This is a genomic window from Nonomuraea typhae, assembly GCF_009760925.1.
In the GTDB taxonomy this organism is placed as follows: domain Bacteria; phylum Actinomycetota; class Actinomycetes; order Streptosporangiales; family Streptosporangiaceae; genus Nonomuraea; species Nonomuraea typhae.
Genome location: NZ_VRLV01000019.1, coordinates 1 through 14,549 on the forward strand (window position 1 = coordinate 1; position 14,549 = coordinate 14,549).

Here is a 14,549-nt window from a genome sequence, read left to right on the forward strand (position 1 = left end):
CGCCGACTGCACTCCGCATTGGGCTACCGGCCGCCCCAGGAAGTCCTCAACGAACACGATTCATCCCAGATGGCCGCGTAGGCTACGCCCGCAAGCTGGCTGTCCGGAAAACGCTAGGCCCCTCAGTAATGCGCATCTGTACTGGCATGTTGCGGCCCTGCCACCTGGTGTCCCTTATGAGCAGCAGCAGTATCACGCGCTGATGGCGGAGAACGGGGTCGTCGAGCACACTCCAGAGGAGGCCGCTGCTTTGGGCGCGGACATCAGGAAAGCACTCAGCGCGGAAACCTAAGGAACGCCCAGTCCTCGCCGGACGCCCAGTCCCCTTCGGACGCCCAGTCCTCTCCGCATTCCTATCTGCTGCCGCATGCCTATTCCCTACCGGACGCCCGGCACCCGCCAAGACACCTAGTCCCTGCTGAACGCCCAGTGCCCGCCAGACACCTAGTCTCCGCCGGTCGCCGAACGCCCTAACGCCCTAACGCCCAGCGTGCGCTAAACACGCGGATGGGCTCCGCACCCAGCCTGACGCCCTACCGAGCCCAGCCGCCGTGCGCTCGATGCACTCGATGCGCTCGTACGGCGAGCCGCTACCGCGCTACCGATGCCGCGGCCCACAAGCCCGACCCACAAGCTTGGCCCACGAGCTTGGCCCACGAGCTTGGCCCACGAGCTTGGCCCACGAGCTTGGCCCATGAGCTTGGCCCATGAGCTTGGCCACCCAGGTATCGCTCAGCCCTCAGGATTCCCGCCCTCCGGCCCGTACATCTTCTCGTGCTGCTGACGAGGTGAGCACACGGACGCCGACGGGCACGCACATCGCCGGCCGCCGTCATCCAACCGAACCATGACTGTGTCGGACGGCACGTTGTGCCCCACCACCGTGCCGTCACCCTGCGGGGTGCTCACCCGGCTGCCGGCCCTGGGCATGCGGTATCGGGTCTCCACGTACAGGGGGTGCTCGTACTTCAGGCAGCACATCAACCGCCCGCACGCCCCGGCGATGCGCAGCGGGTTGACCGGCAGGTCCTGGTCCTTGGCCATGCGGACGGAGACGGGTTCGAAGTCCTTCAGGAACGTGGCGCAGCACAGGTCGCGGCCGCACGGGCCGATGCCGCCCTGGAGGCGGGCTTCGTCTCGCGGGCCGATCTGCCGGAGTTCCACGCGAGCACGCAAGTTGCGGGCCAGGTCGCGAACCAGAGCCCGGAAGTCCACCCGGTGCGGAGCGGAGAAGTAGACGGTGTAGACGTTGTCCTTGTCCAGATAGTCGACGCCGACGACCTTCATGGGCAGGGTGTGGCGTTTGATCAGGCGCTTGGAAACACTGCGAGCCTCGGCACGGCGGCGTTTGTTACTTTCGTCGCGAGCCAGGTGGTCGTCACCGGCGATACCCCCGCATACCGGCAGGCCACCGATGTCCTCGCTGGAGTATTGGGGCGCCCAGACGCATTCCGCCACCTCGGGCCCGGCATCGGTCGGGACGAGCACCTTGTCGCCCACCTTGGGGCTGTGCCCGCCCGGGTCGAGATAGTAGAGCCTCCCGTAGCGGGTGAAGCTCACGGCCATGATCATTCCCATGGGCTAGAGCTCGCCTCCTGACAGCTTGGGGGTGCCTGTCGTTGCCACACTACGTGCGGATGCGGCCGGAACGTGAGAGGGACTAGCACTAGTTTCCCGCTCCTCACCCCAGGACTCCGCTCCCCGCTTGAGGACTGCGCTCCTCACCCCAGGACTGCGCTCCCCGCTTGAGGACTGCGCTCCTCACCCCAGGACTCCGCTCCCCGCTCGAGGACTGCGCTCCTCACCCCAGGACTCCGCTCCCCGCTCGAGGACTGCGCTTCTCACCTGAGGGAGCGCTCCTTACCCTGAGGGACCGCTCCTAACCTGAGGACTGCACTTCTCACCCGAGAGGACCAACCCCACCCGAGGGGACCCCACTGACTGTTTGCCACGGCCAGTGCTGCCAGATGAACTTGTGGGCGTGTGCCGACAACGGCGACCGCTGGGGCGGAGGCGGCTGAGCGGCGGTAGCAGGGCGTTGTCAGTGAGGATCTCGGCGTAGGCCATGCAGGAGCGCCTCCGTAGGGCAGGGCCCCAGAACTGACAATGCATGCCCGACGCTCCGAACCAACCCCAACCCCATGCCTTTGCCCTAGAAGCCCCAGGACCAGAGGCCATGACGCCACCCCTGGCCAGGAAGCCGATCTCAACAGCTCTTGGCCACCAGCGGGCAGTGGTCGACCACCGACTCAACCCCCGGCAACGATCCAAGCCGCTGGACAACCGACCGCGTGCCCACATCAGGACTCACGAGAACCCGAAATGACTCGTTGATCTCATCCAGACCCAGCCCCTCGGCCATCCCGGCATCCTCACGTGCCCGCAGAGCAGCTGCCGCATTCTCGAAAATGACGGACTCCACCCCAGGCAGCGACTTAAGGATCTTCCCGACCTTCGTATACACCTCCAGCCCCGGCCGTTTGCCAGGTTTGGCGGCTTTGTCCCCCTGAGCTGGTACCGCTCCACACACCGGCTCGGTCGAACCGTTGCGGCACATGAAGACCGAGATCACCCGTTCCTGCGGCCACTCCGCCGGAACCCCCACGCTCACCCTCCGGAAGTGGAGGCCGGTATCCATCACCTCTGAGACCCCGGGCATGGCCTTGATCTCGGTCACCAAACCCTCGTACGAGGTGCCGGTCACGAATGTCACCCGGAACGACTCAGGCATATCCGATTCCCGAACGGCCTTCTTGATGCTGTCCGAGAAGTTGGCGGCCATGAAGTTCTTGTAGGCGGCCCGCTGGTCTTCGAACACGACCGATTTCACGCCGGGGGCCTCGTCGAGGGCCTGACGAATCCGATCTCGCTGATCGGCGGTGATGACCTTGCCCTTGCAGGAGGCCATCGGCGAAGACTCGCCGCAGAGAAAGACGGACAGGTCCGCCCATCCCTCGCGGGCGGACCGCTGGGCTGCGGCGGCGACGATGTCGCTGTCGCCACCCGGCCCAGTGAGCAGCACCGCCGTACCCCCACCGGCCACCGCCAGCACGGCCGCCACACTCGCCACCCAGCGCAACCTGAGCCATGGCACCCGCCACCGCACGTCGGCCGGCCTCGCCCCCGAGGCCGAAGTAGAGGCCGAACGCAACGGGCGGAGCGTCTCCGGTTCGATGACAGCCCCCGCCTCGGTCAGGGCTTCACGCAGACGTTCTTCTATCGGGCTGTTCATGACCCCTCTCCCAGCTCCTTGGCGAGGGCGGCAAGCCCCCGGGTGATCGTGGATCGAACGGTGCCACCGCTGACCCCCATGGTCTCGGCGATCTCCCGGTCGGAGAGCTCGAAGTAGTAGCGCAGCGTCAACGCCTCCCGCTGCCGCCGCGGCAGACGGCGCAGCGCGACCAGCACCTCACGACGCTCCTCGCCCACCAACGCCGCGTTCTCCGCCGACCAAACCGGCGGATCATAGGGCACCGGCTTCCGGAACACGGTCGCCCGCCTGCGCAGCACCGACCGGCACCCGTTGAGTACCGCCGAGCGCACATAGGCCAGCGCCTTGTCCGGATCTCGCAGCTTGCCCCGGCTGGCATGGGTACGCGTGAACGCCTCCTGCACCACGTCCTCCGCGCTGGCCTGATCGCCGACCATGAGCAGCGCCAGGCGGACCAGGTCCAGGTGATGCTCGGCGAAGATGGCCGCGACATCGACCTGCCCGCGGGTCAGGGGTTCTCCCTGGGAGAGCAGTTCAACTTCCACATCACAGAGACGCCTGTGAGGCCCATCTGCTGCTTCCACCGAGCCATCTTCTCGCCGCCTCAGATGCCCCGCTCAGCGATCCACCCAAGATCTTGTACGGCCGGCCAACGCAACCCCACGCATCGCACTCCGGCTGAGGACACCTCCGGGGAAAGGTCACCGGGCGCGCTCCACCCCACCAAACGTGCGCCCCACTAGCCGACAAAGCCCACCCAACCGACAAAGCTCACCCAACCGGCTAAGTACTCCCCAGCCGATCAAGTACCACCCAGCCGGCTAGGTGCCGCCCCAACCGGCGCACGAAAGGCCGTGACGGCGGGCACCACGTCCGACGTGAGAAGCGACCCCCACGACCTACGCCCGCGCACGTCGGCGGGTGGGGTGGGCGCGGCTGCGCCGTAACAAGGCATTAGACCACCCCAGAAACTCATCCCCGGAGGGAGAGCATCATTGCCTCCACCGCGATCTGCGGATTGACGTTGGCCTCCAGCCGCTCCCGGCACAACATGATCGCGTCGATCCGCCGCAACGTCTCCTCCGGCGTGCCCCCCCGAGCCTGCTGATCCAGATCGAACCGCAGATCGTCGTTGGCCAGCTCCACCCCGGCCCCGAACTGCATGGCCAGCACGTCCCGGTAATACGACACAAGCTCCAGCAATGCCGCATCCAGCGAGTCCCGCTTGATACGCGTGGCCCGGGACTTCTGCCGGTCCTCCAGCTCCTTCAGCGCCCCCGCGCCCCCACGCACGAGTCCCCGGTTGAGCCCCTTACCCGTGGACCCCTCGCCGTAGATCTTGCGCAGCTCGGCCGTCTCGCTCTCGTTGAGCGTCGCGGTCGCCGCGGCCGCCTCCTCCTCGGCCGTCTTGACCAGCCGCTCTGCCGCGGTGATGCACTCCCCCACCCCGGTCAGCGCCTTGGGGATGGACAGCACGGCCTCACGCCGGGACCGCGCCCCTTCGTCCAGCGCCAGCGACCGTGCCCGGCTGATGTGCCCCTGCGCGGCCCGTGCCGCGAACTGTGCCATCGGTTCCGGCACGCTGTCGCGCGTGGCCAGCACGTGCGCGACGGCCTGGGTCCGCGGCGTCGTCAAGGTGATCACCCGGCACCGCGACCGGATGGTGATCATCATGTCGTCCGGCGCCGGCGCGCACAGCAGCCAGACGGTACGCGGCGGCGGCTCCTCGATCGCCTTCAGCACCGCGTTCTGTGCCGATTCGGTGGCCCGGTCGGCGTCCTCGAAAAGGATCACCCGCCACCGGCCCTGAGTCGGCGCCCCCGCCGCGCGCAGGATGAGCTCGCGGGTCTGCTTCACGCCGTAGGAGAGCCCTTGCGGGCGGACCGATTCGAGGTCGGGATGTGAGCCGATCATCACCTGGTGACACTGGTCGCAGTGACCGCATCCGCCGTCGGGGCACAGCAGCGCGGCCGCGAAGGCCCGGGCGGCGTCCTCACGCCCGGTGCCCGGCGGGCCGGTGAACAGCCACGCGTGCGTCATGCCCGCGCCCCGCCCGCCCTCGACGACCTCGCGCGCGGCCGCGGCGGCACGCGAGAGTACGGCTACCGCCTGGTCCTGGCCGACAAGGTCATCGAAGACGCCCACGAGTGCAAGGTTAGTCGCGGATGGCGGGCATCGTGCCCGTGATGTCTTCGGACTCCTGCGGCACCGGGTCGGGCAGGATTTCGCGGGTCCGGTCCTGGATCTCCCTGGTGATCTCCTCGGGCGCCAGCGTGCCGTCGACGACCAGGTAGCGCTCGGGTGCGGCGGCGGCCAGCTTGCGGAACTCCTTGCGCACCCGCTCGTGGAACTCCAGTGGCTCCGACTCGATCCGGTCGGCCGCCCCGCCCAGCCGGGTCAGCCCGACCTCCGGCGGCGTGTCGATGAGCACGGTCAGATGGGGCACCAGCCCACCGGTCGCCCAGGCGTTGACCTTGGAGACGTCGGCCGGTTCGAGTGCCCGCCCAGCGCCCTGGTAGGCCAGCGAGGAGTCGACGTAGCGGTCGGTCACCACCACGGCCCCCCGCTGCAGCGCCGGCCGGATCACCTTTTCCACGTGCTCGGCCCGGTCGGCGGCGTACAGCAGCGCCTCGGCCCGTGCCGACAGCCCGCGTTCGGCCGCGTCCAGCAGGATCGCGCGCAGCCGCATGCCGACCTTGGTGGAGCCGGGCTCGCGGGTCTGCACCACGTCGTACCCCTGATCGCGCAGCCAGATCGCGATGAGCCGGGACTGCGTGGTCTTGCCGGAGCCCTCCCCGCCCTCGAAGGCGATGAACAGGCCGGGCAGATCCTCCTCCTCACCCGGCGCGTAACGGTCGCCGCGCAGCGCCGCGACCACGTCCTCGGTGAGCGAGACGCCCTTCCTGTCGTCCATGTGGCGCAGGGCCAGGATGCCGACGACCATCGCGAGCCCGCCGCCGATCAGCAGCACCAGGTTGGAGCCGGTGAAGGTGTAGTCGAACCCGGCGAAGGCGATCGGATGCACCCCGAACAGCGCCGCCAGCGGGTTGGCCACGGCGACCACCAGCAGCAGCGTCACGCGCGCGGCCGACTGCAGGAAGGAGAAGGTACGGCCGCGCAGCGCGTCTTCGACCTCGAGCCCGATCAGCGTGTAGCCGATGATCCACGCGATGCCCGCGCAGGCGCCGAGCAGCACGGTCAGCATGACCACGAGCACCAGGTTGTGGATGAGCGCGATGGCCCCGAGCACCACGCCGGCGACCACGATCGACAACCCGAACAGGCGCCGTCGCGACAGTCCGGCCAGCAGCCTCGGCCCGAAGAACATGCCCAGCGCCATGCCGACGAAGACCGCGCCGAACACCACGCCGTAGGCGGCGTCGCCGCCCTTGAGGTCGCTGACGTACACCTTGGCCACGCCGACCACCGCGCCGCCGCCGGCGAAGGCGCCGAGCATGCCGATGACCAGGCCGCGCACCAGCCGGTTGCCGCCGATGAAACGCCAGCCCTCGACGATCTGCTTGAGCACCGACGGCGTGGAGATCGCCCCGTTGCGCCGGGGGATGTCGCGCAGCGTGAAGATCAGCCCCGCGGACACCAGGTAGGCCGCGGAGTTGATGACCAGCGCCAACCCCGTCGGCTGCATGGCGAACGGCAGCAGGTTGCGCAGCAGGTCTCCGATGACCGACAGGACCGCGAACAACAGGGCCGCGACCGGCGCGGTGCCGTAGGTGACCAGCAGGTTGAGCTGGTTGGCCGACTCCAGCTGCTCCTTGGGCACCAGGTTGGGCACCGTCGCGTCCTTGGCCGGCACCCAGAACAGGTTGATGCACTCCACGAGGATCGTGGCGATGATGACCCACTGGTAGCTGCCGACGAACACGATCGACAGCACCACCGCGAACCTGGCGAGGTCGGCGAAGACCATGGTCAGCCGCCGGTCGAACCGGTCGGCGAAGGCGCCCGCCAGCGGCCCGAGCAGGATCGCCGGCAACATCTTGGCGACGAAGACGCCGCCGATGGCCAGCGACTGGATGCGCGGGTCGCCCTTGGTGAGGTTTCCCGCGACCGCGGTCAGGGCCAGGATGTTCAGCCAGTCACCGAGGCTGCACACCGACATGGCCGTCCACAGCTTGCGGAAAGGGGCGTTAGCCAGCACATGTGCTGGTCTGCGTCGGCCAGGGGCGGTCATAGTGTCAGCGTATCCAGGTGCTCGCCGGGCGTAGGAAGTCACGAGACGAGCCGGATATACCCGGCTGCTCGCGCCTGAGGGTATTACGTCCTGGGGTCCCCGCGCAGGCCACACAGCCGTAATGGGCCCCCATCGCTATGCCCTTAATGAGGCGTGCACCAGTGGCGCCCAGGCCCGCCGTACGGTTTCGGACAGCTCCAGCTCGCTCCAGAGGTCGATCAGCAGCACTCCGTCGACATAGCGCAGCACGTCCTCGGCGCTGCCGCCGGTCAGCACGGCCATGTAGACCTCGCGCCGGTCGTCGCGGTCGGCCAGGTCGCGCAGATTGCCCGCCGGATAGTCCACCCGGGCCAGAGCCTGGGCCGTCGGCAGCCGCGGCAGCCGGTCGGGCACATGAAAGGGCCCCTCGTGCTCGGTGAACCCGATCTTCGGCTCCAGCGCCAGATGGAAACCGGCGGCATCGAGAATTCGCCCAGCGGTCTCCAGCGTCGGTGACTTTCTGCCATGCTCGTATGCGGACAGTGTTGTGCGCGACGTGCCGCTCAGATCGGCCAGCGCGGTCTGGTTCAGACTCGCGGCCTGCCTGGCCCGTTTGATCAACAGCCCGCCGCGTTCCGCCCAGAACCTGACATCAGGCGTTTCCACAGCTCACCTCCTCGGTATCTGATGAGATACTAAGGTGAGAACGGTGCGTGTGTCAGCCGAACACGGAAAGTCAGCGCAGCTCCAGCAAAGTGATCTCCGGCGGCGCCCCCACCCGCACCGGCGGCCCCCAGAATCCGGCGCCACGCGTCACGTACACCTGCACGCCGCCCACCGTCGCCAGCCCCGACACCACCGGCTGCTGCAGCGGCACCACGAGGTTGAACGGCACGATCTGCCCGCCGTGCGTGTGCCCGGACAACTGCAGGTCCACGCCGTAATCCTTGGCTCGCTCCACCTGCACCGGCTGGTGGGCCAGCAACACCGTGGACCGCGAGGCGTCACGCCCGCCGAGCGCCTTGTCGAAATCGGGGCCGTCGTTCACGTTCGCCCCATAGATGTCGTTGACCCCGGCCAGATCGAGCACCGCGCCCTGATGCCGGATCTCCACCCGCTCATTGCGCAACGACCGCACCCCGAGCTGGTCGAGCTCCTTGACCCACTCCTCGGGCCCGTTGGCCGTGTAGTACTCGTGATTCCCCGTCACGAAATAAGCCCCATACCGGGACTCCAGGCTCCGGAACGGCTTGGCCAGCGTCCCCAGCTCGGCCACCGGCCCGTCCACCAGATCGCCCACGATCGCCACCACGTCAGCCTCGAGCTCGTTGATCATCCGCACGATCCGCTCGGTATGCCCGATCCCGGTCAAAGGCCCCAGGTGAATGTCGCTGACCACCGCGAACCGCAGCCCGCTCAGCCGGGGATCCAGCTTCGGCAGGGTGACGTTGACCGGTTCGATCACCGGCGGCCCCAGTGCCGTCCGCATGCCGTACCCCACCGTGCCGAGCGCCGCGACGCCCGCGACCAGCGCGGTGCCGCGCCCGATGAACAACCGTCTGCTCACGTCGGCGGCGGCCGCCTCGGCGCTCCCGGCGGGCTCGGCCGCGGGCGGCGCCCCGCTCGCGACCAGCACGGGCTCCTTCACAGCGGGTACGGCCGGCCGCCGCCACAACCGGGTCACCAGAGCGCGCGGGATCTCCAGCACCGCCAGGAAGACCACCAGGTAGAACATCAGCGCGAACCAGACATACCCCGGCCAGGCCAGCCACCACAGCCCGGTGGTCAGCCGCGTGCCCAGGAACGTCACCACCACGAGCACCAGCAGCGCGACAAGAGCCCAGGTCAGCGCCCGGCGCCCCCGGCCAGGCGAGGTGGTCGAGCGCACCAGCCTGCGCCACAGGTAGTAGTGCACGACCAGCGTGGCCACGATCGTCATGACGGCGAATCCCACGCGGACATGCTATGAGGCGGCGCCGACAACCTGCACGGCGCCGCCTGAGAGCGTTCTCAGGACTTGGCGGCCGGCTTCTTCGCCGGCGCCTTCTTGGCCGGAGCCTTCCTGGTCGTGGTGGTCTTCTTCTTCGGCGCGGGCGCCCGCTCACGGCGCTCGGCCAGCAGCTCGGCCGCGCGTTCCGTGGTGATCTCCTCAACGGTGTCGCCCTTGCGGAGAGATGCGTTGGTCTCCCCGTCCGTGACGTACGGGCCGAACCTGCCCTCCTTGACCACGATGGGCTTCTTGGAGTGCGGGTCCTCGCCCAGCTCACGCAACGGCGCCGCCGCCGCGGCCCGGCCCCTGCCACGCTGCTTGGGCTGCGCGAACAGCTCCTTGGCCTGCTCGATCGTGACCGTGAGCAAGTCCTCCTCGGAGGTCAGCGAGCGCGAGTCGGTCCCCTTCTTCAGGTAGGGGCCGAACTTGCCGTTGTGCGCGACGACCTGCTCGCCCTCCAGCTCACCCACGACCCGCGGGATCTCCAGGAGCTTCAGCGCGTCCTCGAACGTGATCGTGTCCAGCGCCATCGTCTTGAACAGCGAACTCGTGCGAGGCTTCGCGGCATCGGCCTTCTTCGTCCGCCGCTTCGGCGCCTCGTCCTCGGGCGGCGCGGGCAGTACCTCCGTGACATACGGGCCGAACCGCCCGTCCTTGGCCACGATCATGTTGCCCGTCGCCGGGTCCCGCCCCAGCTCGCGGTCGCCGGTCGGCCGCGAGAACAGCTCCTCGGCCTTGTCCGCGGTCAGCTCGTCCGGCGTCATGTCCTCGGGCACGTTGACCCGGGCGCCGTCCCTGTCCAGGTACGGGCCGTAACGCCCGACCCGCAGGACGATGTCGCTGTCCCGGATCGCGAACGAGCTGATCTCCTTGGCGTCGATCTCGCCGAGGTCGGTGACCATCTCCTTGAGGCCCTCGTCGCCCTCGGCGCCGTAGTAGAAGCGCTGCAACTCCGGCACCCGCTCGGCCCGGTCGTTGGCGATGTCGTCGAGGACCTTCTCCATCTCGGCCGTGAAGTCGTAGTCGACCAGGTTGCCGAAATGCTGCTCCAGCAGGTTGACCACGGCGAACGCCAGGAACGACGGCACCAGCGCCGTCCCCTTCTTGAACACGTAACCCCGGTCGAGGATCGTGCCGATGATCGAGGAGTACGTCGAAGGACGCCCGATCTCCCGATCCTCCAGCTCCTTGATCAGCGTCGCCTCGGTGTAGCGGGCCGGCGGCTTGGTCGCGTGCGCGGCCACGTCCAGCCTGCTCAGGTCCAGCGTGTCGCCCTCCGCCAGGTTGGGCAGGCGCTTCTCGGAGTCGTCGCGGTCGGTCGCCGGGTCGTCGGCCCCCTCCACGTACGCCTTGAGGAAGCCGTGGAACGTGATCGTCCGGCCGGAGGCGCTGAACTCGACCTCCTCACCCGCCGACGACGTGCCCGCCACCCTGACGCTGACCGACTCGCCGACCGCGTCCTTCATCTGCGAGGAGATGGTCCGCTGCCAGATCAGCTCGTACAGCCGGAACTTGTCCCCGGTCAGCCCGGTCTCGCCGGGAGTGCGGAACTCCTCCCCGGAAGGCCGGATCGCCTCGTGCGCCTCCTGGGCGTTCTTCACCTTGCTGGCGTAAACGCGTGGCTTGTCGGGCACGTAGGCGGCGCCGTACAGCTTGATGGCCTGAGAACGCGCGGCGGCGATGGCGGTCTCCGACAGCGTGATGCTGTCGGTACGCATATAGGTGATGTAGCCCTCTTCGTACAGGCGCTGCGCGACCTGCATCGTGTGCTTCGAGGAGAACCCCAGCTTGCGGCTGGCCTCCTGCTGCAACGTGGTCGTCCGGAAGGGTGCGTACGGCTTGCGCGTATACGGCTTGCGCTCGACCGACTTGACCCGGAACGACGACGCCCGCAGCCGCCCGGCGAGTTCCCCGGCGGCGGCCTCGGACAGGTGCAGCACGTCGGCCGTCTTCAGCTGACCGTTGGAGTTGAAGTCACGGCCCTGCGCGACCCGCCTGCCGTCGACCGTGTTCAGCGTCGCGGTGAAGTCACGCGGGCGCTCCTCGGTCTTGCCGGTGTCGAACAGCGCCGACAGGTCCCAGTAGTTGGCGACCGTGAACGCCATGCGGTCGCGCTCGCGCTCGACCACCAGCCGCGTCGCCACCGACTGCACCCGGCCCGCCGACAGCCTCGGCTTGACCTTCTTCCACAGGACCGGGCTGACCTCGTAGCCGTACAGCCGGTCGAGGATGCGGCGCGTCTCCTGGGCGTCGACCAGGCGCAGGTTGAGGCTGCGCGGGTTGGCCACCGCCTCCTGGATCGCCTGCTTGGTGATCTCGTGGAAAACCATGCGGTGCACCGGCACCTTGGGCTTCAGCACTTCCTGCAGGTGCCACGCGATGGCCTCGCCCTCGCGGTCCTCGTCAGTGGCGAGGTACAGCTCGTCGGCGTCCTTCAGGAGCTGCCGGAGCTTGGAGACCTGAGCCCTCTTGTCGGCGTTGACGACGTACAGCGGCTCGAAGTCATGCTCCACGTTCACGCCGAGCCGCGCCCACGCCTCCCCCTTGAACTTCTCGGGGATGTCGTCGGCCCGCTCCGGCAGATCCCGGATATGACCGATGCTGGACTCGACGACGTACCCACGCCCCAGGTACTTCTCAATCGTCTTCGCCTTGGCGGGCGACTCGACGATCACCAGGCGTGTTCCGCCGGCGCTGCCGTTGTTGGCTGGCACGCTGCTTCCTACCTCGCTGTTCGTTCGCGCTTCCCCCTGCCGGAGTCCGGCACAGATCTGCAAGGTAACCCGAATCGCGGGTTTTTTCCTTCCCCCGGGTTACCCACTACCTTTCGGGTCCACCCACAAGGACGCAGAATAAGCCCCATCGAGCGGCCTCGCGCCCTGACTCACCCTGGAGACTAATCGTTGTGCCCGACTACTCCTACATGGAAATCTTCATTCCACGCGACACCACCCGCGAAGCAGCACGTCAACTGCTGACCGAGCACGCTGAGTACGGCCAGTGGGAGCTGTCCCTCGTGCGCTTGTACCCCGATGGAAGCCGTCGGGTACGGCTGCGCCGCAAGATCATACGAGTTCGCAGCACGCTTTGATTTGGCACAACTATGACCGGTTCCGGACATGGCTTTGCCCGTCCCGGGGCCGCGCCCCCCAGAACGGGCAAAGCGTCTGACGCTACCTACTCACTGGCTGTGAGCGAGAGCCGTACCTGGACTACTTCCTGCCGAGCCGGAGCCGGCGGGTGGTCGCGAACAGCGTCGTCGACGCGGCGAACATCGCACCGATCACCAGCGCGAACAGCGAGGTGGAGTTCATCCCGGTGACGCCTGCCGGCTGAGCGGCGCTCATCAGGCCCAGGTCGCCGACGGGCGTGGAACCGACGGCACCGCCCACGGGAGTGGAGGCGGCCAGGCCGGTCACCGGGTCGAGGGCCGACAGGGGGCCGCCGGCGGAGGTGTGCTTCTTGACCTGGCCGGCCGCGGCCGGCTGAGCGGGCTGAGTGGGTACGGCGGGCAGGCCGGGCAGGCCCGGCATCTCGGGCAGGCCCAGCAACTGGGTGAGGTCGCCCACGACGGGCACCGGAGCCTGCGCAGGCCCGCGCATCTGCTTGGTCAGGTTGCCCGCGTCCTTCAGGCTGGACAGCGCCGGTAGCGGCAGGGCGGGCAGCAGCCCGCTGGCCTTGTACGCACCGCCGTGGCGGGGCCGCGCGAAGTGGTCGTACCCGTCGCCGCCCTCCTCGACCGGCTTGCCGACACGCGCGCCACCGAGGCACCCGGCGGCGGCGTCACCCAGGACGGCCACCGCGTTGCCGCAGACGTTGACCGGAGCGGTGATCGGCGCGATCACCTGGTTGCCGGCGAGCACGCCCGACTGGCCGGAGGTCGTGTTGCCCCCGCCGCCGATGCCGTGGTGCGGGCTGACGCTGGCGCCGCCCTTGCAGTGGGCCTCGGCCAGGCCCAGCGCCGCCACCGCGTTGCCGCAGGCGTTGATCGGTGCGGTGATCGGGGCCACGACCTGGTTGCCCGAGCCGACGCCGGACCTGCCGGAGGTGGTGTTGCCGCCGGCGCCCTTGCCGCCGTTCTTCACCGAGACGCCGCCCTTGCAGCCCGCGAACGCCTGGCCGAACACCGCCGCCGCGTTGCCGCAGACGTTGATGGGAGCCGTGATCGGAGCCACGACCTGGTTGCCGGAGAGCACGCCGGAGCGCCCGGAGGTGGTGTTGCCGCCCGCGCCGGAACCGGCCGCGGTGTTCTCGACGGTGCTGCCGCCCTTGCATCCGGCCGGAGCGTTGCCCACCGCGTTGCCGCACGCCGTGATGGGCAGGCTGACCGGTGCCACGACCTGGTTGCCGCTGCCGGCGCCGAACCGGCCGTCGGTGTCGTTACCGCTGGAACCCGGGCCGTGCCCGGCGTGGTACTTGTGGCCGGGCTTGCCGCCGCCGTTGGTGACCGACGCGCCGCCCTTGCAGCCCGCGAACGCCTGCCCGAAGACCGCGACCGCGTTGCCGCAGATGTTGACCGGGCCGCTGATCGGCGCGATCACCTGGTTCCCGCCGAGGACGGAGTTCCTGCCGGACGTCGTGTTGCCGCCTGCGCCCACGCCGGTGTTCTTGACCGACGAGCCGCCCTTGCAGCCCGCGGTCGCGTCACCGAAGATCGCCAGCGCGTTGCCGCAGGCGTTGACCGGCGCGCTGATCGGCGCCGTGACCTGGTTGCCGCCCAGGACGCTGCTGTCGCCGGAGGTCTTGTTGCCTCCCGCGCCGCCCTTGCCCGACGTCTTGACGCTCGCGCCGCCCTTGCAGCCGGCGTCGGAGCTGCCGAACAGCGATACGGCGTTGCCACACGCGTTGATCGGCGCGCTGATCGGGGCATCGACCTGGTTGCCGCCCAGGACGCTGCTGTTGCCCGAAGTCTTGCCGGGGATGCCACCCTTGGAGGTGTTCTCCACCGTGGCGCCGCCCTGCGAGGCCGCCTTGGACTCGCCGGCCGCGCCGACCGCGTTGCCGCTGATGTCGATGGGCAGGGAAACGGGCAGGGAGACCTGGTTCCCGCCGCCCACAGAAGAGTTACCGGAAGTGTCGGCGACAGCGGTGCCGCTGCCGAAAGACATGACCGCTGCGGCGAGCAGAGCCGCCGGGGCCGATGCCTTCGCCCACGTACGCATGATGAATGCTCCTAC

The 14,549-nt window shown here is 68.8% G+C and carries 10 protein-coding genes; 1 reads left to right on the top strand and 9 read right to left on the bottom strand.

Going from position 1 to position 14,549, the window contains the following annotated elements; genetic code table 11:
- Nucleotides 1-732: 732 nt before the first annotated feature.
- From FVE25_RS45865 to topA, 8 genes are all read right to left on the bottom strand, one after another.
- A complete protein-coding gene (locus FVE25_RS45865; RefSeq protein WP_425489530.1) occupies nt 733-1,566 on the bottom strand; it encodes a PSP1 domain-containing protein in 834 nt (277 codons plus the stop codon).
- A 640-nt stretch (nt 1,567-2,206) separates the two neighbouring features.
- On the bottom strand, nt 2,207-3,232 hold the full coding sequence (locus FVE25_RS45870; RefSeq protein WP_157253833.1) for a permease-like cell division protein FtsX: 1,026 nt from the start codon (nt 3,230-3,232) through the stop codon (nt 2,207-2,209).
- Nucleotides 3,229-3,756 carry a SigE family RNA polymerase sigma factor gene (locus FVE25_RS45875; RefSeq protein WP_246268509.1) on the bottom strand — a complete coding sequence of 176 codons (528 nt, stop codon included), beginning with the start codon at nt 3,754-3,756 and terminating at the stop codon, nt 3,229-3,231. The genes FVE25_RS45870 and FVE25_RS45875 overlap by 4 nt, the downstream gene beginning before the upstream one ends.
- Nucleotides 3,757-4,183: 427 nt before the next feature.
- The gene (locus FVE25_RS45880; protein WP_157253834.1) at nt 4,184-5,356 is read right to left on the bottom strand and encodes a DNA polymerase III subunit delta'; all 1,173 of its coding nucleotides are present in this window, start codon (nt 5,354-5,356) and stop codon (nt 4,184-4,186) included.
- Nucleotides 5,357-5,366: 10 nt separating this feature from the next.
- Nucleotides 5,367-7,403 (bottom strand): dTMP kinase, encoded by a 2,037-nt coding sequence (tmk, locus tag FVE25_RS45885; RefSeq protein ID WP_157253835.1) that lies wholly within the window; start codon nt 7,401-7,403, stop codon nt 5,367-5,369.
- 135 nt (nt 7,404-7,538) lie between these two features.
- Entirely contained in the window at nt 7,539-8,048 is a 510-nt protein-coding gene (locus FVE25_RS45890) for a helix-turn-helix transcriptional regulator (RefSeq protein WP_157253836.1), read from the bottom strand.
- Between the two features lie 70 nt (nt 8,049-8,118).
- A complete protein-coding gene (locus FVE25_RS45895; RefSeq protein WP_246268511.1) occupies nt 8,119-9,336 on the bottom strand; it encodes a metallophosphoesterase in 1,218 nt (405 codons plus the stop codon).
- A gap of 56 nt (nt 9,337-9,392) precedes the next feature.
- Nucleotides 9,393-12,086 (bottom strand): type I DNA topoisomerase, encoded by a 2,694-nt coding sequence (gene topA / locus FVE25_RS45900; protein ID WP_157253837.1) that lies wholly within the window; start codon nt 12,084-12,086, stop codon nt 9,393-9,395.
- 191 nt (nt 12,087-12,277) lie between these two features.
- Between topA and FVE25_RS45905 the strand changes: the two genes are divergently transcribed.
- Complete coding sequence (locus FVE25_RS45905; RefSeq protein ID WP_157253838.1) at nt 12,278-12,463, top strand: DUF5703 family protein; 186 nt, start codon at nt 12,278-12,280, stop codon at nt 12,461-12,463.
- 121 nt (nt 12,464-12,584) lie between these two features.
- Here the strand turns inward: FVE25_RS45905 and FVE25_RS45910 are convergent, their stop codons facing one another.
- Complete coding sequence (locus tag FVE25_RS45910; RefSeq protein WP_181019928.1) at nt 12,585-14,534, bottom strand: chaplin family protein; 1,950 nt, start codon at nt 14,532-14,534, stop codon at nt 12,585-12,587.
- Between the last annotated feature and the right edge of the window lie 15 nt (nt 14,535-14,549).